The sequence below is a fragment of the Arthrobacter sp. AFG7.2 genome, assembly GCF_002892835.1.
GTDB lineage: Bacteria > Actinomycetota > Actinomycetes > Actinomycetales > Micrococcaceae > Arthrobacter.
This window is the reverse complement of the sequence record NZ_PJMB01000006.1, coordinates 44,340-70,890: the sequence shown is the minus strand read 5'-3', so window position 1 is coordinate 70,890 and position 26,551 is coordinate 44,340. Positions and strand designations below refer to the sequence as shown.

Genomic DNA, 26,551 nt, shown 5'->3' with positions numbered 1-26,551 from the left:
TCCTGTTGTCCGTTCGGATAAAACTGTTCTGGCTGTACCGCTAGAGGCCTTTGCCGCCGGTCACCGGTAGCACTGCCCCGGAGATGTAGGAGCCGTCCTCGGAGGCCAGCAGCACGTAGGCGGCGGCGAGTTCCGCCGGCTGGCCGGCGCGTTCCAGCGGCGTGTCCTGGCCGAATTTTGGCAGCTTCTCCGGCCATTCAGTGGCCGGAATCAGTGGGGTCCAAATTGGCCCCGGCGCTACGGCGTTCACCCGGATACCCTTGGGTCCGAGTTCCTGGGCCAGCGCTTTGGTGAACGCCACCTGGGCAGCCTTGGTCATGGCATAGTCGATCAGTCCCGGCGACGGGTTGAACGCCTGGATGGACGCCGTGGTGATGATGGACGCTCCGGCCTTCAAGTGCGGCACTGCGGCCCTCGCGGTCCAAAGCAGGGAGTAGAGGTTTGTCTTGAAAACCCGGTCGAATTCCTCGGTGGGCAGCGACTCCAGGCTTTCCCGGTTCTTCTGGTACGCGGCGTTCAGGACCACCACGTCCAGGCGCCCGAATTCAGCCGCTGTTTCCTCTGCGATGCGGGTGCTGAATTCCTCTTCCCGGCCGTCTCCGGCAAACAGGAGGACGCGCTGGCCTGCCTTGCGGATCCAGTCCGCCGTGTCCTGCGCGTCTTCCTCCTCCTCCGGGAGGTAGGAGATGGCCACGTCTGCGCCCTCACGTGCGAAGGCGATGGCGGCGGCCTTGCCGATTCCGGAGTCGCCGCCGGTGATCAGCGCCGCCTTTCCCTGCAGTTTTCCGTGTCCCTCGTAGCTGAGTTCCCCGTGGTCCGGCTTCGGTTCCATGGGCGCTGTGAGGCCGGGCTGCTTTTGTTCCTGCTCCGGGAACGGGCCCGAGTGGTAGCCGCCCCGGGGATCCTTTGGCTGGTCTGTCTGCTTGTCTGTCCCGCTCATAGTCCGCCTGCTCCCTGTGTCGGTTTTCGAAGGGCTCCGCCATGTACCGGCTCTTCGAAGCTATCCCGGCCGGAGGAGCAAAGTCCACCGCTCGGAAGGAATAATCAGTAAACTTATCAAATGCTGGCCATGGCGCAACGCCGGCCTTGTTTTTGGGTATGGGAAGAGTAGAACAGAGACCAGGCCGGCAGGAGGAAGGAGAGCCACATGTCCGAGGTTGAGGATTACACGGGCAGAACGGGAAGGAACGAGACCCGTGAGGAACAGCTGGACCGTAACTGGGCCGAACTGCTGCAGGAGATGCGCGTGCTGCAGATGGGCGTCCAGATCCTCGCCGGCTTCCTCCTGACGCTCCCCTTCCAGGAACGGTTTGAGGACCTCGACGATTTCCAGATTGGGCTTTACCTGACCAACGTGGTGATCGCCGCGCTGACTACCGCGCTCATCCTCCTGCCGGTCAGCGTGCACCGGCGGCTTTTCCGTAAGCGGCTCAAGGAAACCCTGGTGTCCAGCGGGGACACCATCGCCAAGATCACGCTCGCCGGAATCGCGCTGCTCAGTGCAGGTACTGCGGCCCTGGTTTTCGATGTGACCGCGGGGCGCCAGGCGGGGCTTACTGCCGGCGGAGCGTTGATGGCGGTCATGCTGGTCCTTCTGGTCTATGTTCCCATCCACCTGAACAAGCGCGCCGTTGCCGGAACAGGCTCCTCCGGCCCCCGGCAGGAATGACAATGCCCTACGAAAGGAAAACCGTATGCGAAAGATCCTGAGAACTGCCCTTTTTGCCCTGCTGCTGATCTCCGCGCCTGCGCTCTCGCTGGGGACGGCACACGCCACCCCCGCGGCGGGCCCTGCACCAGCCGCAATGGAATCGGGTACGGGATCCTCAGGAGGGGCGTGGGCCATGACGGCCGTATCTCCCACGCCGTCTCCCGGGGATACCGCTTCCACCGGCCCTGCCAACCCAGGGACCGGCGAATCAGCTCAAAACGAGTCCACCAGGGTCAACTTTGCGCCTTGGGTCATTGGCGGGATCGCCTTGGCCACACTGATTGTGGTGCTGATCTGGCGGCGGCGCCGCAACACCACCATCGTCTAGGTTCTTACGCGCCCTCGAGTACCTGGCTTGTTGCCCAGGCCAGGTACTTGGCGGCGTGTGCGACGGCGTCCTCCGGGCTGGGTGCCACGTCCAGCAGTTGCGCGGCCGCCACCACCCCGTGCCCGGCAAGGTCCTCCGGCGTGACCAGGATCCTGCCGGCCACCACAATCACCGGAATGCCCCGGTCCCGGGCAGCGTCAGCGAGCGCAATGGGCGCCTTACCGGTCAGTGACTGCGAGTCCAGGGATCCTTCCCCGGTGATCACCAGGTCGGCCTCACTGAGCTGCGCGGCCAGGCCGGTAAGTCCGGCAACCAACGCGAACCCGCCTTCCAGCGTGGCATCGGTGAAGGCAAGGAACGACGCCGGGAAGCCGCCTGCAGCCCCGGCCCCGGGGACATTGACGTCCCGGCCGGTGGCGGTACGGAGCACCGATGCCCAGTTGCGAAGGCCGGCGTCGAGCAGTTCCACGGCGTCCGGGTCGGCACCCTTCTGCGGGGCGAAGACGTGCGCCGCGCCCAGGTTCCCGTAGAGCGGGTTGCGTACATCGACGGCGATGCGGAAGGTGGTGGCGGCAAGCCGCGGGTCCAGCCCGCTGGTGTCCAGTGCCACGACGTCGGCGAGCGAGCCGCCGCCCAGGGGCACCACGTTTCCGGCCGAGTCGAGCGGCTTCAGCCCGAGGGCGCGCAGGGCGCCGCTGCCGCCGTCGGTCATGGCCGATCCGCCGAGCCCCAGCACGATCTCGGTGGCACCCGCGTCCAGCGCCGCCGCGATGAGCTGTCCACAGCCATAGCTGTGGGCACGGAGCGCATTGGCCGGGGTGGGCTCCATGTCCGCGAGGCCGGACGCCTGGGCCGTCTCGATCACGGCGGCAACGTTGCCGTCGTCTTTCCTGGTGGCCCAGGCAGCACCAAGCGGCGCAAGGATGGGGCCTACAACGGCGTTGATGTGCTCCTCATAGCCGGCGGCCACCGCCGCTTCCAGGGTGCCCTCACCGCCGTCGGCGATGGGGAACTGGGTGGCGACGGCGTCGGGGTATACGCGCAGTGCGCCTTCGGCAATGGCGGCGGCGGCCTCGGCCGCGGTCAGGGAACCCTTGAACTTATCCGGAGCAATAAGAATGCGCATGCGCTCCATCATGCCAGCAGCGCGCGGGAAAGCGCTTGCCAAATCCGCTATGCGGACATCCATTAGCCCCGGCCGGACGCGTCAGCGCCTCCGGCCCCGGGCTACGCCTCGCGCCACTCGTTGCTGGTGATGTGCGAGCCTGCCTGCGGACCCATCTGCAGCATGCCGCCGTCCACGGGCCAGGAGGCCCCGTTGACGTAGCTGGCGGCGGGTGAAGCCAGAAACGCAATGACCGCTGCGATTTCCCAGGCATTGCCCGGCCGTCCGAGCGGAACGCCCGGCCTGTCCTTCGTGGTGGGGTCTTCATTGTCCTGGCCGGTCATCGGGGTGGCGATCTCGCCCGGAGCCACGCTGTTGGCCGTAATCCCGTACTCCCCCAGCTCGAGGGCCAGGGTCTTCATCAACCCGCCCAGGCCATGCTTGGACGCGTCGTATGCGGAAGACCCGACCCTGGGCTGAAATTCGTGCACGCTGGTGACGGCGATCAGCCGGCCGCCCCTGCCCGCCTTGACCATCCGCCGGGCGGCCGCCTGGAGGCAAACAAACGCCCCGTTCAGGTTGGTGTCCAGGGTTTGCATCCAGGTGTCGATCTCCAGGTCCAGGAATTTGGTCCCGTCACCGGTGCCGGCATTGTTGACGAAGACGTCAACTCCGCCCAGCTCGTCCGCCAGTTCGTCGATTACGGCAGCGGCTGCCCGCAGCTCCGTCGTGTCCAGTTGCCGCACCACGGCCCTGCGGCCCAGCTGGCGGATTTCCTCGGCGGTGTCCTCGGCCCCCGCCTTATCCGAGTGCCAGGTGACACCGACATCCATTCCTGCCCGGGCGAGGGCGACGGCGGTTGCCTTCCCTATGCCGGAGTCGGATGCGGTCACGATGGCGGTGCTTGGGGCGAATTCTGCGGTGTCCTGCATGGGGCAGCCTTTCGGTCGGTTGGAGCGGGCATCACGTTACGGAAGATGAGGCTGTGTTGCGGGTCAGGCCGGGCGGCGGAGTTCCCGCGATTCCTGGTAGTTTCCGTCCTGCGGGGAGCGGGATTCATCAGGCACCGCCATCAACGGCACGGCAAAGGTCACCACCGGGCGGCCGTCCGGATCATCGGCGGACCGCACTGTCAGGCTCCTGGTACCGGGAGGCACCGACGGCGTGAACGTCTGCAGGTTGCGGGACCCCACCGTCGCAGACTCACGGAAGGAATATTCCGTGCCGAAGTGGTCCTGGAGGATGATTCGTGGCTCCGGGCCGCCATCGGAGGCCAGATGGATATTGACCACCAGTCCGGTGGCCCAGATTTCGACCGAGAGAACGGTGAACTCCGTGGAATGCGTGACGTGCTGGCCGTAGGTGGGGGGCAGCAGCATGGTGCGGAGGGTTCCCGAGGGAATGAGTTTGCGCATGGTAGGTCCTGTACGTTTCACGTCCGCCGGTAGCGGAGCTGCGCCGGCTTGTATTGGTCCGGTGCTGGGGTCCGCTACTGGAGGGTTGCGGCTTCAGGCGTCTTCCCGGCCGGGATTTTCCAGCCGAAAGAAGTTTGATTGCCGCCCGTCGCTGCGTTGTTCCTGATAGATGAAGTTCAGCCCGCGGGAGTCGAAGGTTTCAAACCATTCCTCCCAGCTGATGTGGCGGAGCTTGTCGTCTTCACCGCCAAAGTCGATCCGCAGCACGCCCAGATGGTCACCGTGCTCGGTGCCTTCCACGGTGGCCGGAACGCCGTCGCGCTCTTCGGCCCACTGCCGGATCACTTCGTGGTGCGTGGTGGCCAGGCTCCGGCCCTCGCGCTCGGGTTCGTCCTCCGTTGAGGTGACCTCCTGTGAATATTTGAGGGATTTTGAAGACTCGGGACCAGTGCGGACCTTGCCGTCATCGGGGCCAGGACCCAGGTCATCCACGTCTGCGCCCGCGTCAGCTTCACGGGACCTGTTGCCCTTGTCCTGCGCCACGGCGGCATCCTTTCCCCAGGGCCATAACTAGTAAGTCTACTTATTATGTAGCCTCCGGACCGGCACCCGTGTCAAGGGTTTTGGCAGCACCTTGCGGAACAACTGTGGGTATATGCAGGGTACGGACAGGGGACAGCCGCTAACCCTGAGGGCGCAGCACCGCAAAGTATCCGGGGACCTGGCTCTGCCCTGCCACCCCGGTCAGCGGGTGGGTTTCGATGGCCACGTCGCCGTCTTCCAACAGTTCCCAGGCCTCAGCCGGGAAGGCCAGCGCGCGCTCCTGCGGGCCGAAGTGGCCGGGCATGGGCAGCCCGCGGATTGCCATTTCAAGCGGCGCCGGAATGCTTTGGGTTGTTGCGCCAAGGAGGGAGACGTACTCCACAGGGTTGCCCTGGAAATTTGTTTCCGCCAGGAACACGGTGCCCCGGCTTCCCGCCAGCAGCCTCACGTTCTCCACCAGGGCTGCCCTGTCCGCCTCATCCAGGACATGGAGAACGCCCCGGATGAAGACATTCGCATCACCCTGGCCCGCCAGCTCCCTGGCCGCGCCCGGAACAGTCATGTCCCGCGCCGCGTACCGGATGCTGCCGGCTGCGCCATGGGAACCACGGGATGAACTGTGCGCGCCGGCGTGGGCTACGGCATGCCCGGAAATGTCCACACCGATGGCCTGGGGAAAGACGCCGGCCAGGGCCCTGGTGAAGCGGCCGTGTCCGCAGCCCACGTCCACAACGGGGAGTTCGCGGTCCAGGTAACGGAGCAGCACGTCCCTGTAGCCAAGGAACTCATTGTCCGTGCCGGAGTCCCAAAGAATTCCGCTGCCGGCGCCCCTTCCGCGGATACCGGCCCAGTAGGTGTCCCAGGCCAGCGGCCGGTCCTTGGGAGCAGAACGGGAGAGGCCGATGAGCCTGGGGATCAGCAAGTACTTCTGCAGGGTTGATCGCAGAGTCTTTACGGCCGGAAAGTTCACTGGGGAGGGCACGGATCAAATATAGGTGCAGGCCGATCCGGGGCAGCGCTCCCGCTGCATTATTGCGCCGGCATGTCTTCCGTTCCCGGTCTTCCCACCCGCCGCGGCCGGACGCCGGACCCGGCTCCACACTTCACGTCCCGATTCTCGCCGCCCGCACGCCGGCGGCAGCCATACAATGTAGTCAACTGGGAGGGAAGGGGGCACTGTGGCGGCTGAAACGCCGAGTGGCCTGCGCGCGCCGCGCACCGCCGTCGTGGGAGATCCCGACGGCGGGCGGCTGGCATCGTATGCAAGGATCCTGCGGGATGCCGGCTACAGCGTCCTCTGCGCCGGGGACGCTGCCGAACTCGCTGCGGCAGTGGACGCCTCCCACCCTTCCGTCATTGTGGTTGACGCGTCCCTCTCCGGGGTTGACGCGGCCGCGCCGGTCCTTGTGGTGGTCGATTTGGACAATCCTGCGGAGCTGGCGGCCGTCACGCCCTCCGGAATCCACGACTGCATCGCCAAGCCGCCGCCGCCCAGGGAACTGGTCCACCGGACCGCTGTCCTGGTCGACCAGGTGGCCCGGCGCAAAGCCGCGAGGGAGGAAACCGAAGCGCTTCGGGAACAGCTTCGGCTTGTATCCGCCGCGGTTCGGGCAACCAACGACCCCCAGGAGATCGCGCGCCTGGTTGTGGCCGGCTTCGGCCGGACTTTCAAGGCCGACCACGTCCTGCTGTCCACTTTCGAGGACACCCGGGTTCCCCGGATTAACGCCGCCTGGAGCAGGACGGGCCTTGATCCGCTGCCCGGGCAGGCCTTTCCGGACGACCAGTATGAGCGGCAGACTGCTGACCGGCTGTGGGCCGAAGCGGGGACATTGTCCACAGGCGGAACGGAGGAGCCGGCGGCGGGCGGGGCTCCTGCACCTGGCATCGCCAACGCCGCCTCAGCCCTGGCAGTGCCCATGGGCGAGGGCAGCACCTCCCTGGGCATCATCTGGATAGTGATGCTCGATGAGCAGCGGACGTGGTCCGGCACCGAGCTGGGGCTCATCCAGCACGTGGCGGGCAACACGGCGCACGGGCTGATCCAGAGCCACCTGATCAGCAGCCAGCAGCAGGTCGTGAAGCAGCTGCAGCAGCTCGATAAAGCCAAAACGGATTTCCTGGCGACGGTGAACCACGAGCTGAGGACGCCACTGACGTCCATCATGGCCTATCTGGACATGATCCAGGAAAGCACCGAGCAGCCCGTGTCACCCGAGATGCACCAGATGCTGGACATCGTGGTCCGGAACACTGAGCGTCTCAGGATCCTCATCGAAGACATGCTGAGCGTCTCACGCAATGGCCTCGATGACAGCCTGATGCATCTCACCCCAGTGCGGCTGGGCCAGACCCTGGACCTTGTCGCGGCCGCGCTTCGTCCGCTGGCCACACTGCAAAACGTAACCATTGCCGTGGAGCCGGTCCCGGAGGATCCGGAGATCCTCGCCGACGAGGTCCAGCTGCAACAGGTCTTCACCAACCTGGTTTCCAACGCCATCAAGTTCACTCCGAGCGGTGGGCGGATCGACGTGGGCAGCCAGTCCCATGCGGACGCTGACGGTTCCCGCTGGGCTACGGTCCGTGTAGCGGACAACGGCATCGGTATCTCCAGCGACGAGATCGACCACGTCTTCACCCGGTTCTACCGGGCCTCCAACGCCATGGCCGGCGCCATCCCCGGGACCGGCCTGGGGCTGGCCATCACCAAGGACATTGTTTCCCGCCACGGCGGCCGGATAGATGTCTCTTCCACCCTCGGCACCGGCACGACAGTCACAGTCAGCCTCCCCCTCGATATCCACCGCAGCCGGGAAAACTGAGCACCATGCAGGAATACGATGTTTGCGGATAACGACCCGCGGCTCTCCCGGCTCCTGGAAGGCATTGTCCGGCTGGCATCCGGCGACCTCAGCTCCCGGATCGAGGTGTCCCCGGCGCGCGACGAGCTCGACGCGATCATCATGGGCACCAACCTGCTCGCCGAGGATCTGCAGATCATCTACGAAGAGCTCGAACAGCGGGTGCAGGTCCGGACCCAGCTCCTGCACGAAGCCCATCTGGAAATGCAGAAGATGGCAATGCAGGATCCGCTCACGGGCCTGGCGAACCGCTCTGCCTTGATTGATGCTTTGAAGGCCGCGCTCAGCAAAGATTCCGGACGCGGTTCAGGTGAGGGCCCGGTGCTCCTGTTAATGGATCTGGACGCATTCAAATCCATCAATGACAGCCTGGGCCACACTGCGGGAGACCATGTGCTGGTCACTGTGGGGGAAAGGATCCGCGGTGCCGTCCGCGACAGCGACGTTGTTGCCCGCCTCGGCGGGGACGAGTTCGCCATCGTCCTGCCTTCGGCCTCCCCGGACCAGGCAAGCATTGTGGGGCACCGCATTTTGGCGGCCCTGGGCCAGCCCGTGGAACTGCCCGGCCGCACCGTGCGCTGCGGTGCGAGCATCGGACTAAGTGCAGGCATCGCCGGCAAGACGCCCGAGGACATGCTGATGGAGGCCGACGTCGCCATGTATGCCTCGAAGGCTGAAGGCCAGAACCGGCTGCACCGCTTCGAGCCAGGGCTCCTGCTGGTCCGCAGGCTCCGCAGCCAGCTGGTGGAGGACCTGCGTGCCACCATCAAGGACGGCGGACTGACGCTCCATTACCAGCCCGTGGTGGAGCTGGCCACCGGACGGATTGAAGGTGTGGAGGCGCTGGTGCGCTGGAACCACCCCACACGCGGCTTCATCATGCCCGACGAGTTCATTCCGTTGGCCGAGGAAGCCGGGCTGATCTCCGAACTGGGGCTGTGGGTGCTCCGCACCGCGGTGAGGCAGCTCCGCGACTGGATCAACGCCGGACTGGTGGACAGACAGTTCTCCGTCCGGATCAATATCTCCGCCACGGACCTGCAAAGCCTGCAGTTCATCGAGGACGTCCGGAACATCCTCAAGGAAACCGGCGTGCAGCCGGACCAGGTGGTGCTGGAGCTGACGGAAGTGGCCATCGTCAAAGGCAACGAACTGGACCGCTATTCGCTGGGCGGGCTGCGGGGCCTGGGCGTAGGCATCGAAATAGATGATTTCGGCACCGGCTACTCATCGATCAGCTATTTGCGCCGGCTGCCAGTGGACCGGGTCAAGGTGGACAGGTCATTGATCAGCGGGCTGGGAAAAGACCCCTCGCAGCCCGACCTGGTGGCAGCGGTCCTGCAGCTGATCAGGGCCTGCGGGTTGGAGGCGGTATGGGAAGGCGTGGAGTCAGCCGAACAGGCGGAAATGCTGCGCAGCCTGGGCTGCCTGAGCGCGCAGGGCTATTTCTTCAGCAGGCCGGTCCCGCCTGAACAAATTCCGGAATTGCTGGCTGGCCAGGCGGAAAGCGCTGCCCGCCCGACCTGAAAGTACTGCGCTTTTGGTTTCCGCGATATACGATCATCGTGCGGTGTCTGGTTTTCGTCGCCGCGAAAATCAGGATTAGCAGATACACCGGACTCTAAAGGCATCTGGAAATTGAACAATAAAAGGGCCACTGGGTCATTACTTCGTCAACTGGGGGCGTAGCTAATGTCGGTTCGAATACAAGCATGGGGAATTATTGCTGGCGTCCTGGCGGATACTGATCCGTCCGGAGCCGCTGTCCGGCAGCGCCTGAGCACCAGCCTGGATGAAAATCCCGGCGTGCCGGAACGGGCACTGCTCGAGTACCTGCTGGAAACGCGGCGCAGTGACGCCAACACGGCGGAAACGCTGGAGAGCGCCCGGCAGATGCGGCTCACCCCCGCAATTCCGCCGAAAGTAGCGGAGCAAATCGACGCCATCCGCAGCATGTCGCGCATCAGCGCGCTGCTCCAAAGCAACATGCTGATGACCGCTTTCCAGCCCATTTACGGGCTGGAAGACAAAAGCGTGCTGGGAGTGGAGGCATTGTCCCGGTTCGTCAGCGACGACGGGGCCGCCGCTGAATTGTGGTTTGCCGAGGCGGCCGCCGTGGGTCTTGGCGCCAACCTCGAATTCTCTGCATTGGGATCCGCCGCCGCTGCCGCCAAAGCCCTTCCGGGGAACATGTTCGTGTCCCTCAACATTTCGCCCGATTCCTGCCTGGACCCGCGGCTGCCGGAGTTGTTCGAGCATATCGAGCTTCCCATTGACCGCGTGGTGCTTGAACTGACGGACACCGTCAAGGACGAGGAATACCCGCAGTTCATTTCCGCCATTAATCCGCTGCGGGACAAGGGCCTGCGGATCGCCGTGGACGACACACACTCAGGGGCGGGAGCGCTGAGCCGGATGGTGCACCTCCGGCCTGACTTCCTGAAGCTGGGCCGGAACGTCATTGGAGACGTGGACAAGGACGGCATCCAGCGCGCCCTGGCCGCCTGCCTGGTGGACTTCGCCGAGCAGATAGGCACCACCCTCGTGGCGGAGGGCATCGAAACCGTTGGAGAGCTCCAGGTCCTTACCGAGCTGGGAATCTCCGCCGGGCAGGGCTACCTGCTGGGCAGGCCATCCGTCCGGCCCAAGGACTGGGCCAGCTGGAACACCCGCCTTGACGTGGACGGGCTCAAGCGCCAGCTTGTGGGACGTGAGCAGTCCGGCGGACCTTCCGGCACAAACGAACAGCACTGACGCAACCCGCCGCTACGGCTGACGGCGGCCCGGCGGCCCGAGGAGTCCTCAAGGCCGCCGGCTGCCGGCCCGCCAACGCCGTTATTCGCTGTGGCCCTGGTCGCGGCTCATCTGGTCTTCTGCCGGCGGAGTCTCGCCCGGAGGCACTCCCCCGCCCGGTTCCAGACCAGTCACATTGCCTTCGGCCGGGTCCGGATTCGGCGAGCCCGCGGACTCCGCACTGCCCTCCCGGCCGCCGGCCTGCCCTGCACCTGCCTGGCCCTCGTCACGCCGGTCCTTGCCTGGCTGGTCAGGGTTCGCGGGATCGTTTTCCGGATGGTAGCTGCTCATAATGCTGGCGTCCTTCCTGCCCGGCCGCGGTTCCTTTCCCCGGCTCTGGACTAATTGTAAGCATGCTGATAATTCTGGAAGGGTAATCCGGGCATCCGCTGGGGTGGCCGGGACACGAAGTCAGAAGGAGCAGTGACATGGGTATCGGCGACAGCATCGGCAAGGCAGCAGAGAACGCCATGGAGGATCTGGCAGGGACGTCCAAGGCCACTGAGAAAACGCACGTTCCTGATCCCACTGATCCCAATGACGAGGTGGAAGTGCATTCCTCCCTCAGCGAGGGCTCCAATGCGATGGAAGCGGAAAAGCAAAAGGCTCCGGGACTGAAGACCGGCGCAGCTCCGGGCCCTGTAGCTGAGAATCCCTTCGGCGGGGACGAGGACACCAATGCACCGGACGGCGGCACGGGGCAGGACAGCGGCACAAGTCAGACCGGCGGGGGCCAGGGCAGCCAGGAGCAAGGCGGAGCAGGCCAGGACGACGGCGGCCTGGCCGGCAGTGCCTCTGCCCCCACCAGCGGGACAGGGGCAGATCCCGGCGGCGTTTCGGGGTCGGCAGGCCTGCCCGACAGTAACCCTGGCGAGTTGCGGGCCGACCCGACGGAAGGCGACCAGGACCCGTCCACCAGCACCGGCCGCGGCTAGCCAAAGCGTCAGCAGGCGGGAGAACCTCAGGAGGGGATCGGGGCAGCCGGTCGCGGCAGAGCAAGTGTGCGGCTAAGTCAGCTGTGCGGCCATTCTCCGCGTTCCAGCAGCACATCACGGAGCAGGTCCGCACGGTCGGTCACCAGCCCGTCCACGCCCAGTTCGAGAAGGCGGCGCATCTCCCCCGGGTCGTTGATGGTCCAGGCATGGACCACGAGGCCGAGGGCGTGCGCCCGCCGGACAAAACCTGCCGTCACCACTTCCACCCTGCCGTAGCGCACCGGCACCTGCAGGGCGTGGACTCCGCGGAGGTTCCACCGCATGCTCCATCTGAAGACCGGCCCCGGGAGCAGGCGGCCCAGCACGGTGAACAGGCCCACCGACACAACCCCGGCCGATGCCGCGACCGGCCGGCTCAGCAACTTCAACACCGCCCGCCGCCGGCGGTCCGAGAAACTGGTCAGCAGAACCCGGTGGTGCACCTGGTGTTCTTCAATGCCGGCAGCGATGCTGCGTACGGAGTTCCAGTCCTTGACGTCCACATTGAGCCGAACTGTGGGAAGTTCCGCGAGCAGCTGATCCAGCCGGGGAATGGGCTCCTGCCCGGCGATGCGGACCCCGGCCACCGTCGCGGCGGGGAGCTCGGAGACCTTCCCGCTGCCATCTGTCACCCGGTCCAGCGTCCCGTCATGGAAGAGGAGCACCACGCCGTCCGCCGTGGTGTGGACATCGGTCTCCAGGTACTGATAGCCCAGGTCGACGGCGGCGCGGAACGCGGCCATCGAGTTTTCCAGGCCCTCGCGTGAAAACCCGCGATGGGCCATCGCGATAGGCAAGGGCGACCCGTCGGGGCCGGTGTGGTCGAAGAACGGCAGGCTCACGCTTCGAGCGTACTCCCGTCCGTTCGCTCCGGTTTGCGGGCTTCAGCCCCGGGCAACCCGTCAGCTTTCGCGCGGAACGATATCCACCCCGTCGCTGCAGTGCAGCAGCGTCCTGCCGCGCCCGCCGTCGAAATCGATCCATACGGCAGAGTGGTCGGCGGTGATGGCGTCAACCAGGCCATTGGCCTCGAAACCCGGAGCGAGGAGGACCCGGACCCGGTCACCTTGCCTCAGCGTTTCCCAGTGCGGCGCAGGTGTTGCCTGGCGCAGGGGCGCCTCCGCGGTGTCAAACTTCGCTTTTCTTGCCATTGCTACCCCTCGAGCCGGAATGGAGAGGTTGGGCTCTCCGCGTCCCACGCTAGGGCTCAAAAGTGAACGCCAGGTGAGCGCCAGCTGTGTAATTGGCGCGGCATACCGTCCGGAATGCCGCGTGGCGGGGTGCCGCCTTCGCCAGGATCAGCTGAGCTGAACGCCCAGTGAGGCCAGCCGTGACTCCAGGACCTGGGCCACGCCGTCGTCGTCAAAATGCGGCGCCTGCCGGCCAGCGGCACGAATCGCTTCCGGATGCCCGCTGGCCATGCCATAGCCGTGCCCGGCCCAGCGGAGCATCTCGATGTCGTTGGGCATATCCCCGAACGCCACGACGTCCTCGGCACCGATGCCCAGGGCGGCGGCGTATTCAGCCAGGGCGACGGCCTTGTTGACTCCGGGCAGCGCGAGTTCGAGCATGGACACGCCGGGTGAGGAATGGGTGGCGGAGGCAAGGTGTTCGACGGCGGGAGCCACCTCAGCGAGGAATTGGTCGGCAGTGCCTTCTCGGACGATGGCCAGGAACTTCACCACGGCGTCATCCGCCACCAGTGTTTCGGCGAGCGGTGCCGGGGTGAATTCCGAGAGCAGCTCACTGGAGGCGTTTTCGATGAAGCCGGGTTCAAGATGGAATCCTGTCAGCGTTTCGGCGGCAAACAGGGCGGCGGGGCGCAGGCGCTTGATGACGCGGCGGGCTTCCAGAACCGCATCAATGCCCAGCGTCCGGGCGGACACCAGCTTGTCCGCTTCCAGGTCCCAGACAACGGCGCCGTTGGAGCAGATGACAGTGCCGGTGTGGCCCAACTGGTCCTGCAGGGGGTGCAGCCACCGCGGCGGACGCCCGGTCACAAAAACCAGTTCGACGCCGGCGTCCCGGCAGGCGTGGAAGGCACGAACGGTGCGGTTGCTGATTTTTCCGTCGTGGCCGAGGATCGTTCCGTCAATGTCGCTCGCTACCAACCGCATCCTGACAGTCTACTGGGCGGGCCTGCGTACCCTTCCGCCCAGCCGCGCAGTGACCTTGCCTGCGGCGGCGGCACATGATTCCCCCAGGGCCTGCAGCCGGTCCTGGGACACCCGGAACCGCGGGGCGGGGATCAGGACGGCGGCCACCGCCTCGCCCCGGTGGTCAAAAACGGGCGCCGCGAGGCCCACTTCATCAATGGAGGTTTCCCCGTAGTTGACTGCCCAGCCGCGCCGGACGTCGTCCTTGAGCCGGACCAGGTAGGCGTCAAGGCCCGATTCGTCCAGGCCGGGATAGCTGATGACACCGCTGCTGAGGAGGGACCGGACGCGGGCTTCCGGTTCACGGGCCAGGAAAACCTGCACCGAGGCACTGAGCGCGTCGTTGTAACGTGCTCCCAGTGGAGTGGTGTGCTTGATCTGGTGGTGGCTGGCAATCTGCTCCACGCAGATGGATTCGTCACCGCTCCACACCATCAATGCGCTTGTTTCACCGGTCTGCTCCGACAGTTCGCGCAGGACCGGGTAGGCAACCCGGCGTTCCTCCAGTTCTGCCAGCAGGGGTCCGGCGACTGCGATCAGGCCGAGGCCGAGCCGGAACCGGCGCGTTTCAGCGTCCCGCTCCACCAGGTGTTCCTGCTCAAAGGTGGCCAGGATCCGGGACACTGTGCTTTTATGCAATCCCACCCGGTTGGCGATCTCGGTGACGCCCAGCAACGGCTCGTCCGCCGAGAAAGTGCGGAGGACGGCAATCGCGTTGACGATGACAGAGGCACCTTTGCTGTCGCCGTTGCCTGTGGTCTCGGGTTCTGTTGCGCTCATGGTGCTACCCATCATTCCCTACGTACCGCCGGAAGCGGCGCCATGGACATGACGCCGCTTCCGGGTTTGGCCCTGCCTGGATCAGGCGCCGATGATGTTGTATTCGGGCCCGAACGGGAACTTGGTGATGTTCTCCGCGCCGTCTTCGCCCACCACCAGGATGTCGTGCTCACGGTAGCCGCCGGCGCCCGGCTGGCCGTCGAGGACGGTGACCATCGGTTCCATGGAGACCACCATGCCCGGCTCGAGCACCGTGTCGATGTCCTCACGGAGTTCCAGCCCGGCTTCGCGGCCGTAGTAGTGGCTCAGGACGCCGAAGGAGTGGCCGTAGCCGAAGGTGCGGTTGGCCAGGAGGCCATGGCCGACGTAGATCTCGTTGAGTTCCGCGGCGATGTCCTTGCAGACGGCACCGGGCCTGATGAGTTCAAGACCGCGCTTGTGCACCTCAACGTTGATGTTCCACAGCTCAAGCGAACGGGCATCCGGTTCGCCAAAGAACAGGGTCCGCTCAAGCGCTGTGTAGTAGCCCGAGGTCATGGGGAAGCAGTTCAGGGACAGGATGTCGTGTTCCTGGATCTTGCGGGTGGTGGCCCAGTTGTGGGCGCCGTCCGTGTTGATCCCGGACTGGAACCACACCCAGGTGTCGCGGATCTCGGAATCGGGGAACGTCCTGGCGATCTCGTGGACCATGGCCTCGGTGCCGATCAGGGCAACCTCGTACTCGGTGATGCCTGCGGTAATGGCGTTGCGGATGGCTTCGCCGCCCAGGTCGCCGATGCGGGCGCCGTGCTTGATCACCTCGATCTCCTCGGCGGACTTGATCATGCGCTGGCGCATCGCAGCCTGGGCCACGTCCACCAGCGTGGCCGACGGGAAAGCGGCCTGGATCTTGTTGCGGTTGTCGAGCGGCAGCGAGTCGTCCTCAACCCCGAGGCGGCGCGGGCTGATGCCGCGGGTCCGCAGGACTTCCTGGATGGCGAAGATGTAGTTGTCCCGGCGCCAGTCGGTGTAGACGATGTTGTCGCCGTAGCTGCGGCGCCAAGGCATTCCGGCGTCGATATTGGCGGTGACGGTGACGGTGTCATCCTTGGTGACCACCATGCCGTAGGAGCGGCCGAAGGTGGTGAACAGGAAGTCGGAGTAGTACTTGATGGAGTGGTAGCTGGTGAGGACAACGGCGTCCAGGTCCTTCTCAGCCATGATGCGGCGCAGGCCGGCGAGGCGGCGCTCGAACTCGGTGTCAGAGAACGTGAGGCTGACTTTCTCGCCGTTCTTGAGGATCTTGGTGCGCTCGAGTTCGGCGACGGTGGTGGCGTTCTCGGTGGTGATGGTCATCGTAACGATGCCTTTCTCTCGTGCATTTCTTGGTGCGGTTGGCGTGGTGCGGTTGGTTGGGAGGGAAGCTATTCGTGGCGCAGTGGCTCTTTGCAGGTTTCCCTGGAGAGGGCCACAGCGATCAGGGAGACGACGGCGGCAGCGACGAGGTACCAGGCGGGCGCCAGGTCGCTTGCAGTGGCAGCGATGAGGAGTGTTGCCATGAAGGGGGCGGTGCCGCCGAACAGGGCGTTGGAGAGGTTGAAGCTGACGGCAAAGCCGCTGTAACGGACGCGGGTGGGGAACATTTCAGCCAGGAAGCTGGGGAGCGTACCGTCATTCAGGGTGAGCATGGCGCCCAGCAGGATCTGGACCAGGACGATCACAAGGAAGTTGCCCGTTCCCAGCAGAGCGAACGCGGGCACGGTGAGGACAATGAAGGCGACCGATGCGCTGATCAGCACCTTCTTGCGTCCATACCGGTCCGAGAGCATGCCCGTCAGGAAGATGAATCCGATGTACGTCGTCAGCGCGACGGTGGTGGCGAGGAAGGACTCGGTTTCCCCGAGGCCCAGCTCGGAGGACAGATACGTGGGCATGTAGCTGAGGATCACGTAGAAGCCGACGGCGTTGAGCAGCACGGCTCCGACGGCCTGCAGCAGCTGCCGCCAGTGGTTGCGGAAGAGGCTGGAGACGGGCGCCTTGTCTTTGTGGTCTTCGGCCGCCAGTTCACGGAACACGGGAGTGTCCTCGAGCTTGGTCCGGATGTACCGGCCGATCAGGCCCATCGGGGCTGCGAGCAGGAACGGCAGCCGCCAGCCCCAGCTCTGCATCGCTTCGGCCGCGAGCAGGGTGGTCAGCAGGCCGGCGATCAGCGAACCGAGGAGCAGGCCGGCGGCGGTGCTGGCGGGAACGACGGCGGCATACAGTCCCCGCCGGTTGGCGGGGGCATACTCCACCAGGAAGGCGGATGCTCCCGCGTACTCGCCGGAAGCAGAGAAACCCTGAACCACCCTGATGATCAGGAGCAGGACGGGCGCCCAGATGCCGATTGTGTCGTAGCCCGGGATCAGCGCTATGCAGAAGGTTGCTCCGGACATGATCAGGATGGACAGGGAGAGGGCCGTCCGCCGGCCCACCTTGTCGCCAATGTGGCCCCAGACGAACCCGCCGAGCGGACGCACCAGGAAGGAAATCGCAAACAGTGCGAAGGTCAGCAGGAGCCCGGTCTGCGGATCGGATTCGGGGAAGAAGACTGTTGCGATGGTGACGGCAAGGTAGCCGTAAACGGCGTAGTCGAACCATTCAACAAAGTTGCCGATGAAGCTGGCGGCAATGACCCGGCGCCGCGTTTCCTTGCTGACTGCGTTGTCAGCAGGTGCGGAGCCACTCATCGCACTGCCCGTGGTGCTGTTGCGGGGATCGGCGCCGTTCCCCTGCGCACCCATGCCCCGCTCACGGGCAGGAGAGGAAGTTTCGTTACTCATGTATCCACCAAAGGTTTGTGGTTGCATTCAGCGCAACGCTGTTGCACCAGACTAAGCGTGACGGGGAGCACAGTCAATGGCTCCTCGAAAAGAAAACTCTGGCGCGGGGGGAAATAGTGCGCCACGGCCGTGTCCATGGTCATGAAGGCAGGGACCTACGCAGCGTTGCAGCAGGTGAACTAGAGTTGCTCTGAAATGGGCTGCAGGTAGGGGCGGCTGCCACCGCGGATGCCGGCACCGTGAACGCCCTATTGACAGCCGGCGGCACCGCTGGGATATTTTCGAGTAAGCGCATGGCGCGTCGCGTTGTGTAATGCGCAATGGTGGATCGGAAGCCGAACGTTCTCCAGGGGGCCGAAACTACCCCTTCGCGTCCCTTACCTGTCCCTTTGGGTAGCGGCCCGAAGCCGGTGCAGCTTCTAGACTTGCTAGTCGGGCGGGGATCCTCATCCGGCCAACGAAAGGAACACAGGAACATGGTTCACAAAGTCAAGGCAGTGGTTGTCAAGGAAAAGAACGCGCCGGTGTCGGTGGAGACCATCCTGGTGCCGGAGCCGGGCCCCGGCGAAGCACTGGTGGACATCCTCACCTGCGGCGTCTGCCACACGGACCTGCACTACAAACAGGGTGCTATCAATGATGAATTCCCCTTCCTGCTGGGCCATGAAGCCACCGGTGTTGTCAGTGCCGTGGGCGACGATGTCACCTCCGTCGCACCCGGGGACCGGGTGATCCTGAACTGGCGTGCCGTGTGCGGCGAGTGCCGCGCCTGCGCGAAAGGCCAGCCGCAATACTGCTTTAACACAGCCAACGCGACGCAAAAGATGACCCTTGAAGACGGTACGGAACTCTCCCCTGCCCTCGGCATCGGCGCCTTCGCTGAGAAGACCCTGGTGGCGGCGGGCCAGTGCACCAAGGTGGATCCCGAAGCCGATGCTGCCGCCGTCGGCCTGCTGGGCTGCGGCGTGATGGCAGGCATCGGTGCCGCGATCAACACCGGTGAGGTCAAGCGCGGCGAGTCCGTAGCGGTTATCGGCTGCGGCGGCGTGGGCATCGCCGCAATCGCCGGCGCCAAGCTGGCCGGCGCCACCACGATCATCGCCGTGGACATCGACGCAAACAAGGTGGAGATGGCCAAGTCCCTGGGGGCCACGCACGGCATCGACTCCAGCAAGGAAGATGCCGTCGAGGCTATCCGCGCCCTCACCAACGGCAACGGAGCGGACGTGGTGATTGACGCCGTCGGCCGCCCTGAGACGTACAAGCAGGCGTTCTACGCCCGCGACCTCGCCGGACGGGTGGTCCTGGTGGGCGTCCCGACTCCCCAGATGACGCTTGAACTGCCCCTGCTCGACGTCTTTGGCCGGGGCGGCTCCCTGAAGTCCTCCTGGTACGGCGACTGCCTGCCCTCGCGCGACTTCCCGATGCTGGTGTCGCACTACAAGCAGGGCAACCTGGACCTGGACGCCTTCGTCTCGGAGCGGATCACCATTGACCAGGTGGAAGAAGCGTTCGACAAGATGCACGAGGGCAAGGTCCTGCGTTCGGTGGTGGAGCTCTGATGGCAGTCCGGATCGACAACCTGGTCACGTCCGGCACCTTTTCGCTCGACGGCGGCACCTGGGATGTGGACAACAACGTCTGGATCGTGGGAAACGACGACGAGTGCGTCATCATCGACTCGCCGCATGACGCGGCCGCGATCATCAGTGAGGTGCAGGGCCGGAAGGTCCTGGCCATCCTTCTGACCCATGCACATAATGACCACATCGGCGCAGCCCGGGAGGTCTCGGAAGCCGTGGGTGCGCCCATCTACTTGAACCCGGAGGACCAGGTCCTCTGGGAGCAGGTCTACCCGGATTCAAAACCGGACCGGGAGCACAAGGACGGGGACGAGTTCCAGGTGGCTGGAGCAACCTTCAAGGCAATCCACACGCCCGGGCATTCCCCCGGTTCCACCTGCTTCTACCTCGAGAGTGAAGGCACCGTCTTCACGGGAGACACGCTCTTCAACGGTGGTCCGGGTGCAACGGGGCGTTCCTACAGCGACTACCCCACCATCCTGGCCTCCATCCGGGAACGGCTGCTCACCCTCCCCGCTGAAACCGTGGTCCGCACCGGCCACGGCGACAACACCACCATCGGGGCCGAGCAGGAAACCCTGGCGAAGGTGGCCCAGTAGCGGGGATTTAGCAACGAAGGCGTGCCGGTAGAACCCGGCACGCCTTTGCTGGTCATGGAAAGAACGGCGTATGCCGGTAAGGAAGTTGGAACAATGAAGTTCGGTAAGCAGCCCGCCCCCGTCGCGGATATCAACGAGGACGATCTTGAAGTCCACAAGCCCAAGACCGAGGCTGCCGGGGTCAAGGCAGTCATGGTTGCCCTTGAACGTGCAGTGGCCCAGGCCGGGGTGGCCCGCACGGCACACACGCTGCTCCGGCTGAACCAGCGCGGCGGTTTCGATTGTCCTGGCTGCGCCTGGCCGGAGTCGGACAAGAAGCGCAAGGTTGCTGAGTTCTGCGAAAACGGCGCCAAGGCGGTGGCCGAGGAGAACACCCTCCGCACGGTCGGAGCGGAGTTCTGGGCCAAGCACTCCATCGCGGAGCTTTCGACGAAGACGGAGTACTGGCTGGGCAACCAGGGCCGGCTGAGCGAACCCGTGGTGATCCGCGAAGGCGAAACCCACTATTCGCCGATCTCCTGGGCCGAGGCGTTCGAGCTGATCGGCGAACACCTCCGGGCCACTACGGCTGACCGCTGCGTTTTCTACACCTCCGGCCGGACCGCGAACGAGACAGCCTTTATGTACCAGCTGTTCGCCCGGGCCATCGGCACCAACAACCTGCCGGACTGTTCCAACATGTGCCATGAGTCCTCCGGCTCGGCCCTGAATCCCACGATCGGGATCGGCAAGGGCACCGTGTCCCTGGATGACATCCACGATTCGGAACTGATTTTTGTGGTGGGACAGAACCCCGGCACCAACCACCCGCGGATGCTGTCCGCGCTGAAGGAGTGCAAGGACAAGGGCGGGAAAGTGGTGGCGGTCAACCCGCTGCCAGAGGCCGGTCTCTTCAACTTCAAGGATCCGCAGACAGTCTCCGGCGTCGTGGGCGGAGGTACGCCGCTGGCCGATGAATACCTGCAGATCAAGGTGGGCGGTGACCTGGCCCTGTTCCAGGCCCTCGGCCACTTGCTCTTGGCGGAGGAGGAGCGGAACCCGGGGACCGTCGTCGACCATTCCTTCATCGCTGCCCAAACCGATGGGTTCGAAGCGTACTGCGACGCCCGCAAGGAGCTGGATTGGGCCGAGACGGAGAAGGCCACCGGGTTGTCCCGGGAACAGATTGAGACCGTGGCCGGGATGCTGATCAAGTCCAAGGCCACCATCTTCTGCTGGGCCCTGGGCGTGACCCAGCAGCCGCACTCGGTGGACACCATCAAGGAAATGGTCAACGTCCTGCTGCTTCAGGGGAACTTCGGCAAGCCCGGCGCCGGTGCCTGCCCGGTCCGCGGGCACTCCAACGTCCAGGGAGACCGGACCATGGGCATTTGGGAAAAACCGAAGGAATGGCTCCTCGACGCCCTCGATACCGAGTTCCGCATCACGTCCCCGCGCCACCACGGGTACGACGCCGTCGAAGCAATGGAAGCTTTCGAACGCGACGAGGTGGACGTGTTCGTGTCCATGGGCGGCAATTTCTCGCTCGCCTGCTCAGACACCGAAACCCTCGAAGCCGGGATGCAGCGGATCGGCCTGACAGTCCACATCTCCACCAAACCCAACCGCTCCCATGTGGTGCACGGGCGCACCTCGCTGATCCTGCCCACGCTGGGCCGGACGGACAAGGACGACAAGCACCCCAAGGGCGCCCAGTTCCTCTCCGTGGAGGACTCCATGTCCGTGGTCCACTCCACCCAGGGCCGGCTGGCGCCGGTCTCGGAGCACCTGCTGGCCGAACCCGTGATTGTGGCCCGGATGGCCGAGGCGACCTTCGGCCCGGATCACTCGGTGGATTGGAAGGCCATGGCCGAGGACTACGACGTGATCCGGGACCACATCGAACGCGTCCTGCCCGGCTTCGAGGACTTTAACGCCCGGGTCCGGACCAAGAACGGGTTCGTTCTGCCTAACCCGCCCAGGGACACCCGCTCGTTCGCCACGGACATCGGCCGCGGCCGGTTCACCGTCAGTCCGCTGGAGTACCTCACCCCGCCCGACGGGCACCTGGTGCTGCAGACCATCCGCAGCCATGATCAGTACAACACCACCTTCTACGGCCTGGACGACCGTTACCGGGGCATCTCCGGCGGCCGGAGGGTGATCCTGATCCATCCGGAAGACCTGGCCGAACTGGGCTTCAAGGACAGGGACCTGGTGGACGTGGTCAGCACCTTCCGCGGCCACGACCGGACAGCGGACAAGTTCCGCCTGGTGGCCTACCCGACGGCAAAGGGCTGCGCAGCCGCGTACTTCCCGGAAGCGAACGCCCTGGTCCACAAGGAAAACGTCGCACGGGAATCCAACACCCCCGGCTTCAAAGCCATGTTTGTCAGGTTCGTGCCACACCTGGCGGAAGCCGCTGCCGAGGAAACTGCCGGGGAATTGGAGCCTGCCGCGGTTTAGTTCCCGCCCAGCTTCGTCTCCAGCGAGCAGAACGACGACGGCGACATCCGGCACCTTCCGAATGTCGCCGTCGCTGTCTTGTGTTTTTTAGGACCCCGTCTGGGTTACACCGGGTTGTTGCCGTCAGGTTGGGCCTCTGGATCGAGGTCTTTGCCGTAGCCGCTGGCCGAGGCAAGTCCGCCCACCTGCTGCCCGGCGTTGGTTTGTCCGGGTGTGAATCCGCTGTCCGGGGCGTCCTGGGGTTCTCCCCCGGATTCTGGCAGGACATCCTGGCGCAGGTGCTCGTCGTCGGAAGGAATGTTCTTGGAAACCTCGTCATCAGCCATCCCACCAGCCAATCAGTAGCTACAGGTGGCTGCAAGGGTTCAATTGGCCCGGGCATGCAGGAACCGCTCGATACCGTCTTCTCCTGGGGAGCGGCCGAGGTAGAAAAAATCGGGTGGGTCGCCGGTGGCAGGGCGTGGTGCTCCGGGCCAGTGGGGTGGTTCCCAGTCCTGGTGTTCGCTTTTGTAACGCCGCCCGGAGGGTGAGATCCACCCGGGTGGTTCGTTCTTGGTGGCGGGGGTTGGTGTCCAGCCGGTGGAGTGCCGGAGTTTGTGGTGCTTGGGGCATGGTTGTCCGAGGTTGCTGATGCCGGTGGTTCCGCCGTGATGCCAGGCGAGGAGATGGTCTGCCTCGTTGTCCAGCGACGGGTTGTTGCAACCGGGGAAGGGGCATTTGCCGTCCCGCATCCTCAGCCAGTTCCGCATCGCTTTGGTGACCCGGTAGCTGGTCCGCCCGATCTCCAGCGGTGCCCCGTCCCGCGGATCCACCAGGACGCGGTGGAACGAATCAGCACCGTCGGCGACCAGTTTCCGGGCCATCGACGGCGCGATGGGGCCGAAGCCGTCCAGCATGGCGGGCTCGTCAGTCAGTCCCATGAGGGCGAATACCGGCACGGTGACGAGCACCTGGGCCCGGACTGATGAAGATGGGCCGGCAGCCGTTTCTGCACCTGCCGCGTCGCTGTTGCCTGCATTGAAGTTTGGACTGGTTCCGCTGGTGAGGATCGCTTCGGCGAATGTGTCGGCCCGGATTTGGGTGAGGGTGCGGGGCTCATCGGGTCCTTGTGCGGCCCGGGCGAGGGCGTTGAGGCGGTTCCAGCCTGCCATTGCCTGATCGGCGGGGAGGCAGGCCGAAAGCCAGGCCATCCCGTCCTGGTCCGGCCTGTACTCGACGCGCCGGTCTGCCGCGGCTTTAGCGTGGCGTTTCTCGATGCTTTCGGCGTGGTGGCGTTCGCGCCAGGTGCGGGCTTTGTGCCGGAGCCGGTGGGCGGGTATGTCCCCGATCGCGGCCGCGGTGGCAGGCCTGGGTGTCTCCGGGTCCAGGAAGTGGGCTTCCAGGGCAGCGGCGCCGGCCGGGTCAAGGGTGGCTGCCTCGTCCGCCATGGCCAGGGCGTGCTGCCAGGAAATTGAACCGGCCTGCAGGGCCGAGAGTGTCAGTGGCAATGTTGTGTCCATGGCGTGGGAAGCGGCCAGGAACGCGCTTGCGGCCCGCAGTCCGATGGCCAGCACGGACCCGATTTCCGCAGCGACGGCCATCTCCTGCGCCTGCACCGGCATGTCAGGCGCCAAGGCTTGGACTGTGTCCGCATACTTAACGGCAGCACGGGCTTTCAAGCCTGCAAGCCCGGCTTCCGCCTCCTTAGCGCCGGCGAGAATGTCCAGGTTCCCATCCGCCAGCCCGGCCAGCGGATCAGCAGCCGAGAACGGCTCTGAACCATATCCGTCCACCTCAGCATTGAGCACGGCAAGGGCGGCCTTGATATCCGCAAACGCCTTCACCACCGCTTCCCTGCCCATGTACCCATCATGGCAAGGGGGTCTGACATTCACGCGTGAAAACCGGGGGCCGCCCGTCAGGCGACCCCCGGTTTCCGACGCCAAGTCCGGACAGGTTCCGGACTACCCGCGGAGGCGTTCCATGCCCGGATCGAAGAGCGGCTCAGCAGAGACCGTTGCAGCAATCCGCTTGCCGAAGTACTCCACCTCCACCGCGTCTCCCTCGGACACCGACGCCGGCAGCCACGCGTAGGCGATCGGCTTGCGGACCGTGTAGCCGTAGGCAGCGCTGGTGACGTAGCCGGCCGCCGAACCGTCCACGTACACCGGTTCCTTGCCCAGCACAATGGAGGTGCCGTCGTCGACCGTCAGGCAGCGCAGCACACGCGTGGCGGGCTGCTCCTTGCGCTCGGCCAGGGCCTCGGCGCCCACAAACCCGGTCTTGTCTTTGGCGATGGAGAAGCCCAGGCCGGACTGGTACGGGTGGTGCTCGGATGTCATGTCCGTGCCCCACAGCCGGTAGCCCTTTTCGAGCCGCATGCTGTTGAAGGCGCCACGGCCGGCGGCGATGATGCCGTGCTCCTGGCCTGCCTCGAACAGCAGATCCCACAGCTTCAGGCCGTACTCGGCGGTGGTGTACAGCTCCCAGCCGAGCTCACCCACGTAGGACAGGCGCATGGCCGTCACGGGGATGCCGCCCACGGAGATTTCCTTGGTGCGGAAGTACTTCAGGCCGTCATTGGTGAGGTCGTCGGAGCTGACCTTGCCGATCACTTCGCGCGCCAGCGGGCCCCACAGCCCTATGCAGCAGGTGCTGCCGGTGATGTCGGAGACATGCACCCACTGGGCCGGATCCGCGGCAGACTGCTTGCGGGCCTCCACCCGAAGGTAGTCGAAGTCAACGTTGCTGTTGACGCCCAGCTGGAAGTCCTCCTCCGCCAGCCGCGCGACGGTCACGTCACTGCGGATGCCGCCGTCGTGCTCCAGCAGGAGGCAGTACGTCACGGCACCCGGCTTCTTGGCAATGTTGCCCGTGCTGAGCCGGTGCAGCAGCGCCTGCGCGCCAGGACCCACCACGGACAGGCGCTTCAGCGGAGTCATGTCATAAAGTGCGACGGCGGTACGCGTCCTCCACGCTTCGGCGGCAGAGATGGGGGACGAGAACATTCCTGCCCACTCATCCCGCTCCGGCGTCTGCCATTCGGCGGGCAGTTCCTCCAGCAGCCCGCGGTTGGCCTCGAACCAGTGCGGCCGTTCCCAGCCGGCGGACTCGAGGAAGAACGCCCCGAGCTCTTTTTGCCGCACGTTGAAGGGGCTCACGCGGAGGTCCCGCGGGGATTCCCTGGGCTGCAACGGGTGCATCACGTCGTAGATCTCCACGAAGTTCTGCTGCGAGGTCTCGCTGACGTAGGCGTCGGAGGTCTGGACCTTTTCGAAGCGGGTGAGCTCGCAGCCGTGCAGGTCCGTGCGGGACCGGCCTTCCACCAGCAGCTCCGCCATGGCCTTGGCCACGCCGGCCGAGTGCGTGACCCAGACGGCTTCGGCCACGAACAGGCCGTCGAGCTCGGGTGCCTCGCCCATCAGCGGGCCGCCGTCAGGGGTGAAGGAGAAGATGCCGTTGAAGCCGTCCTGGATCCCGGAGCTGCGCAGGGCCGGCAGCAGGTCCTGGCTGTCCTCCCACGCGGGCAGGAAGTCTTCCAAAGTGAATTCCAGGCGGGAGGGCATGCGGTGGTCCGACATCTCCTCTGCGGGAACCTTCGGCAGGGCGGACATGTCCACCGGCATGGGGCGGTGGGCGTAGCTGCCGATGCCGATGCGGTTGCCCCATTCGCGGTAGTACAGGTCCTTGTCCTGGTAGCGCAGGATAGGCTTGCTGGCGCCCTTGGGAAGCTCGTTGACGCCCTCGAGTTCGGGCAGCGGGGTGCTGATGGCGTACTGGTGGGCCAGCGGCAGCAGTGGTACCTCCAGCCCCACCATCCTGCCCAGTTCACGGCCCCAGAAACCTGCACATGACACCACGATGTCCGCCGGGATCAGTCCGTTGTCGGTTTCGACGCCGGTCACCTTGCCGCCCTCCTGGGCGATGCCCGTGACCGTGGTGGAGCCGACGAAGGTCACGCCACGCTCGCTGGAGCGCTCAATCAAAAGCTGCACCGCCCGGGCGGCGTGGGCCAGGCCGTCGGTGGGGATGAGCAGGCCGCCCAGGACTTCGCGGCCGCCGGTGAGCTTGCCGGTGTTCAGGAGGGGATAGATCTTTTCGCATTCGTCGGCATCGACGATCCGGCTTTCGACGCCCCAGGATGTCATCACGCCCATCTTGCGATTGAGGTCGGCCAGGCGCTCGGGGGTGGTTGCCAGCTCCAGACCGCCCACCTGGTTGAAGCAGGACTCGCCGTCCTTGGTCAGGGCGAGCAGTTTGTTCACCGTGTAGGTGGCGAATTCGGTCATGGTCCGTGACTGGTTGTTCTGGAACACCAGGCCCGGCGCGTGCGAGGTGGAGCCGCCGGCAAGTTCCAGCGGGCCTTGTTCCACCACCGTGATGTTGGTCCAGCCCCGGGTTACGAGTTCGTCGGCGAGGTTGGTTCCGACAATGCCGGCGCCGATGATGACAACGCGTGGTGATGAGCTCATGGGTGT

Annotated in this window: 25 protein-coding genes; 9 read left to right on the top strand and 16 right to left on the bottom strand. The window is 65.3% G+C overall.

Going from position 1 to position 26,551, the window contains the following annotated elements:
* Window positions 1-40: 40 nt before the first annotated feature.
* Entirely contained in the window at window positions 41-940 is a 900-nt protein-coding gene (locus CXX84_RS12185; RefSeq protein ID WP_102976979.1) for an SDR family oxidoreductase, read from the bottom strand.
* Window positions 941-1,147: 207 nt separating this feature from the next.
* Here CXX84_RS12185 and CXX84_RS12180 point away from each other — a divergent pair, with 207 nt between their 5' ends.
* On the top strand, window positions 1,148-1,669 hold the full coding sequence (locus tag CXX84_RS12180; protein WP_102976978.1) for a DUF6328 family protein: 522 nt from the start codon (window positions 1,148-1,150) through the stop codon (window positions 1,667-1,669).
* A 25-nt stretch (window positions 1,670-1,694) separates the two neighbouring features.
* Window positions 1,695-2,039: a LuxR family transcriptional regulator gene (locus tag CXX84_RS12175; protein ID WP_102976977.1), complete on the top strand. Its 345-nt coding sequence runs from the start codon at window positions 1,695-1,697 to the stop codon at window positions 2,037-2,039.
* A 4-nt stretch (window positions 2,040-2,043) separates the two neighbouring features.
* Here the strand turns inward: CXX84_RS12175 and CXX84_RS12170 are convergent, their stop codons facing one another.
* From CXX84_RS12170 to CXX84_RS12150, 5 genes are all read right to left on the bottom strand, one after another.
* Window positions 2,044-3,165, bottom strand: a complete 1,122-nt coding sequence (locus CXX84_RS12170) for a glycerate kinase (RefSeq protein ID WP_102977129.1) — start codon at window positions 3,163-3,165, stop codon at window positions 2,044-2,046.
* A 101-nt stretch (window positions 3,166-3,266) separates the two neighbouring features.
* On the bottom strand, window positions 3,267-4,076 hold the full coding sequence (locus tag CXX84_RS12165) for an SDR family oxidoreductase (RefSeq protein WP_102976976.1): 810 nt from the start codon (window positions 4,074-4,076) through the stop codon (window positions 3,267-3,269).
* Between the two features lie 63 nt (window positions 4,077-4,139).
* A complete protein-coding gene (locus CXX84_RS12160) occupies window positions 4,140-4,559 on the bottom strand; it encodes a hypothetical protein (RefSeq protein ID WP_102976975.1) in 420 nt (139 codons plus the stop codon).
* A gap of 93 nt (window positions 4,560-4,652) precedes the next feature.
* Complete coding sequence (locus tag CXX84_RS12155; protein ID WP_223253081.1) at window positions 4,653-5,102, bottom strand: hypothetical protein; 450 nt, start codon at window positions 5,100-5,102, stop codon at window positions 4,653-4,655.
* A gap of 139 nt (window positions 5,103-5,241) precedes the next feature.
* The gene (locus tag CXX84_RS12150) at window positions 5,242-6,048 is read right to left on the bottom strand and encodes a class I SAM-dependent methyltransferase (RefSeq protein WP_102977128.1); all 807 of its coding nucleotides are present in this window, start codon (window positions 6,046-6,048) and stop codon (window positions 5,242-5,244) included.
* Window positions 6,049-6,280: 232 nt separating this feature from the next.
* Between CXX84_RS12150 and CXX84_RS12145 the strand changes: the two genes are divergently transcribed.
* The 3 genes from CXX84_RS12145 to CXX84_RS12135 all read left to right on the top strand — a co-directional run bounded on the left by CXX84_RS12145 (window position 6,281) and on the right by CXX84_RS12135 (window position 10,717).
* Window positions 6,281-7,924, top strand: a complete 1,644-nt coding sequence (locus CXX84_RS12145) for an ATP-binding protein (protein ID WP_102976974.1) — start codon at window positions 6,281-6,283, stop codon at window positions 7,922-7,924.
* Between the two features lie 18 nt (window positions 7,925-7,942).
* A complete protein-coding gene (locus tag CXX84_RS12140) occupies window positions 7,943-9,490 on the top strand; it encodes a putative bifunctional diguanylate cyclase/phosphodiesterase (RefSeq protein ID WP_102976973.1) in 1,548 nt (515 codons plus the stop codon).
* A gap of 165 nt (window positions 9,491-9,655) precedes the next feature.
* Complete coding sequence (locus tag CXX84_RS12135; protein ID WP_223253080.1) at window positions 9,656-10,717, top strand: EAL domain-containing protein; 1,062 nt, start codon at window positions 9,656-9,658, stop codon at window positions 10,715-10,717.
* An 81-nt stretch (window positions 10,718-10,798) separates the two neighbouring features.
* On the opposite strand, the gene CXX84_RS12130 is transcribed toward CXX84_RS12135, so the two are convergent.
* Window positions 10,799-11,047, bottom strand: coding sequence for a DUF6480 family protein (locus CXX84_RS12130; RefSeq protein WP_102976972.1), 249 nt, complete (start codon window positions 11,045-11,047; stop codon window positions 10,799-10,801).
* A 137-nt stretch (window positions 11,048-11,184) separates the two neighbouring features.
* On the opposite strand from CXX84_RS12130, the gene CXX84_RS12125 reads away from it, so the two are divergent.
* Window positions 11,185-11,691, top strand: coding sequence for a hypothetical protein (locus CXX84_RS12125; protein ID WP_102976971.1), 507 nt, complete (start codon window positions 11,185-11,187; stop codon window positions 11,689-11,691).
* Window positions 11,692-11,768: 77 nt separating this feature from the next.
* On the opposite strand, the gene CXX84_RS12120 is transcribed toward CXX84_RS12125, so the two are convergent.
* The 6 genes from CXX84_RS12120 to CXX84_RS12095 form a co-directional block, all read right to left on the bottom strand.
* Entirely contained in the window at window positions 11,769-12,572 is an 804-nt protein-coding gene (locus CXX84_RS12120) for a glycerophosphodiester phosphodiesterase (protein ID WP_102976970.1), read from the bottom strand.
* Window positions 12,573-12,632: 60 nt separating this feature from the next.
* Window positions 12,633-12,881, bottom strand: a complete 249-nt coding sequence (locus tag CXX84_RS12115) for a hypothetical protein (RefSeq protein ID WP_102976969.1) — start codon at window positions 12,879-12,881, stop codon at window positions 12,633-12,635.
* Between the two features lie 147 nt (window positions 12,882-13,028).
* A complete protein-coding gene (locus tag CXX84_RS12110) occupies window positions 13,029-13,847 on the bottom strand; it encodes an HAD family hydrolase (RefSeq protein ID WP_102976968.1) in 819 nt (272 codons plus the stop codon).
* Window positions 13,848-13,856: 9 nt separating this feature from the next.
* Entirely contained in the window at window positions 13,857-14,666 is an 810-nt protein-coding gene (locus tag CXX84_RS12105) for an IclR family transcriptional regulator (protein ID WP_102976967.1), read from the bottom strand.
* Between the two features lie 81 nt (window positions 14,667-14,747).
* Window positions 14,748-16,001 carry an aminopeptidase P family protein gene (locus tag CXX84_RS12100; protein WP_102976966.1) on the bottom strand — a complete coding sequence of 418 codons (1,254 nt, stop codon included), beginning with the start codon at window positions 15,999-16,001 and terminating at the stop codon, window positions 14,748-14,750.
* 68 nt (window positions 16,002-16,069) lie between these two features.
* A complete protein-coding gene (locus tag CXX84_RS12095; protein WP_102976965.1) occupies window positions 16,070-17,467 on the bottom strand; it encodes an MFS transporter in 1,398 nt (465 codons plus the stop codon).
* 476 nt (window positions 17,468-17,943) lie between these two features.
* Between CXX84_RS12095 and CXX84_RS12090 the strand changes: the two genes are divergently transcribed.
* The 3 genes from CXX84_RS12090 to CXX84_RS12080 all read left to right on the top strand — a co-directional run bounded on the left by CXX84_RS12090 (window position 17,944) and on the right by CXX84_RS12080 (window position 22,094).
* Window positions 17,944-19,029: an S-(hydroxymethyl)mycothiol dehydrogenase gene (locus CXX84_RS12090; RefSeq protein WP_102976964.1), complete on the top strand. Its 1,086-nt coding sequence runs from the start codon at window positions 17,944-17,946 to the stop codon at window positions 19,027-19,029.
* Window positions 19,029-19,649: an MBL fold metallo-hydrolase gene (locus tag CXX84_RS12085; protein WP_102976963.1), complete on the top strand. Its 621-nt coding sequence runs from the start codon at window positions 19,029-19,031 to the stop codon at window positions 19,647-19,649. The genes CXX84_RS12090 and CXX84_RS12085 overlap by 1 nt, the downstream gene beginning before the upstream one ends.
* A gap of 93 nt (window positions 19,650-19,742) precedes the next feature.
* On the top strand, window positions 19,743-22,094 hold the full coding sequence (locus tag CXX84_RS12080) for an FdhF/YdeP family oxidoreductase (RefSeq protein ID WP_102976962.1): 2,352 nt from the start codon (window positions 19,743-19,745) through the stop codon (window positions 22,092-22,094).
* A 104-nt stretch (window positions 22,095-22,198) separates the two neighbouring features.
* Here the strand turns inward: CXX84_RS12080 and CXX84_RS12075 are convergent, their stop codons facing one another.
* The 3 genes from CXX84_RS12075 to CXX84_RS12065 form a co-directional block, all read right to left on the bottom strand.
* Window positions 22,199-22,420, bottom strand: a complete 222-nt coding sequence (locus CXX84_RS12075; RefSeq protein WP_102976961.1) for a hypothetical protein — start codon at window positions 22,418-22,420, stop codon at window positions 22,199-22,201.
* Window positions 22,421-22,459: 39 nt separating this feature from the next.
* Complete coding sequence (locus tag CXX84_RS12070) at window positions 22,460-23,935, bottom strand: HNH endonuclease signature motif containing protein (protein WP_102976960.1); 1,476 nt, start codon at window positions 23,933-23,935, stop codon at window positions 22,460-22,462.
* A 102-nt stretch (window positions 23,936-24,037) separates the two neighbouring features.
* A complete protein-coding gene (locus CXX84_RS12065) occupies window positions 24,038-26,545 on the bottom strand; it encodes an FAD-dependent oxidoreductase (RefSeq protein WP_102976959.1) in 2,508 nt (835 codons plus the stop codon).
* Window positions 26,546-26,551 lie beyond the last annotated feature (6 nt).

Bases quoted from the DNA above. Each gene is read 5' to 3' on its own strand.
- CXX84_RS12185 (WP_102976979.1), bottom strand. From the start codon at position 940: ATGAGCGGGACAGACAAGCAGACAGACCAGCCAAAGGATCCCCGGGGC.
- CXX84_RS12095 (WP_102976965.1), bottom strand. From the start codon at position 17,467: ATGAGTAACGAAACTTCCTCTCCTGCCCGTGAGCGGGGCATGGGTGCG.
- CXX84_RS12115 (WP_102976969.1), bottom strand. From the start codon at position 12,881: ATGGCAAGAAAAGCGAAGTTTGACACCGCGGAGGCGCCCCTGCGCCAG.
- CXX84_RS12075 (WP_102976961.1), bottom strand. From the start codon at position 22,420: ATGGCTGATGACGAGGTTTCCAAGAACATTCCTTCCGACGACGAGCAC.
- CXX84_RS12085 (WP_102976963.1), top strand. From the start codon at position 19,029: ATGGCAGTCCGGATCGACAACCTGGTCACGTCCGGCACCTTTTCGCTC.
- CXX84_RS12065 (WP_102976959.1), bottom strand. From the start codon at position 26,545: ATGAGCTCATCACCACGCGTTGTCATCATCGGCGCCGGCATTGTCGGA.
- CXX84_RS12135 (WP_223253080.1), top strand. From the start codon at position 9,656: ATGTCGGTTCGAATACAAGCATGGGGAATTATTGCTGGCGTCCTGGCG.
- CXX84_RS12125 (WP_102976971.1), top strand. From the start codon at position 11,185: ATGGGTATCGGCGACAGCATCGGCAAGGCAGCAGAGAACGCCATGGAG.
- CXX84_RS12070 (WP_102976960.1), bottom strand. From the start codon at position 23,935: ATGGGCAGGGAAGCGGTGGTGAAGGCGTTTGCGGATATCAAGGCCGCC.
- CXX84_RS12105 (WP_102976967.1), bottom strand. From the start codon at position 14,666: ATGAGCGCAACAGAACCCGAGACCACAGGCAACGGCGACAGCAAAGGT.
- CXX84_RS12180 (WP_102976978.1), top strand. From the start codon at position 1,148: ATGTCCGAGGTTGAGGATTACACGGGCAGAACGGGAAGGAACGAGACC.
- CXX84_RS12175 (WP_102976977.1), top strand. From the start codon at position 1,695: ATGCGAAAGATCCTGAGAACTGCCCTTTTTGCCCTGCTGCTGATCTCC.
- CXX84_RS12170 (WP_102977129.1), bottom strand. From the start codon at position 3,165: ATGCGCATTCTTATTGCTCCGGATAAGTTCAAGGGTTCCCTGACCGCG.
- CXX84_RS12140 (WP_102976973.1), top strand. From the start codon at position 7,943: ATGTTTGCGGATAACGACCCGCGGCTCTCCCGGCTCCTGGAAGGCATT.
- CXX84_RS12160 (WP_102976975.1), bottom strand. From the start codon at position 4,559: ATGCGCAAACTCATTCCCTCGGGAACCCTCCGCACCATGCTGCTGCCC.
- CXX84_RS12110 (WP_102976968.1), bottom strand. From the start codon at position 13,847: ATGCGGTTGGTAGCGAGCGACATTGACGGAACGATCCTCGGCCACGAC.
- CXX84_RS12100 (WP_102976966.1), bottom strand. From the start codon at position 16,001: ATGACCATCACCACCGAGAACGCCACCACCGTCGCCGAACTCGAGCGC.
- CXX84_RS12090 (WP_102976964.1), top strand. From the start codon at position 17,944: ATGGTTCACAAAGTCAAGGCAGTGGTTGTCAAGGAAAAGAACGCGCCG.
- CXX84_RS12165 (WP_102976976.1), bottom strand. From the start codon at position 4,076: ATGCAGGACACCGCAGAATTCGCCCCAAGCACCGCCATCGTGACCGCA.
- CXX84_RS12080 (WP_102976962.1), top strand. From the start codon at position 19,743: ATGAAGTTCGGTAAGCAGCCCGCCCCCGTCGCGGATATCAACGAGGAC.
- CXX84_RS12130 (WP_102976972.1), bottom strand. From the start codon at position 11,047: ATGAGCAGCTACCATCCGGAAAACGATCCCGCGAACCCTGACCAGCCA.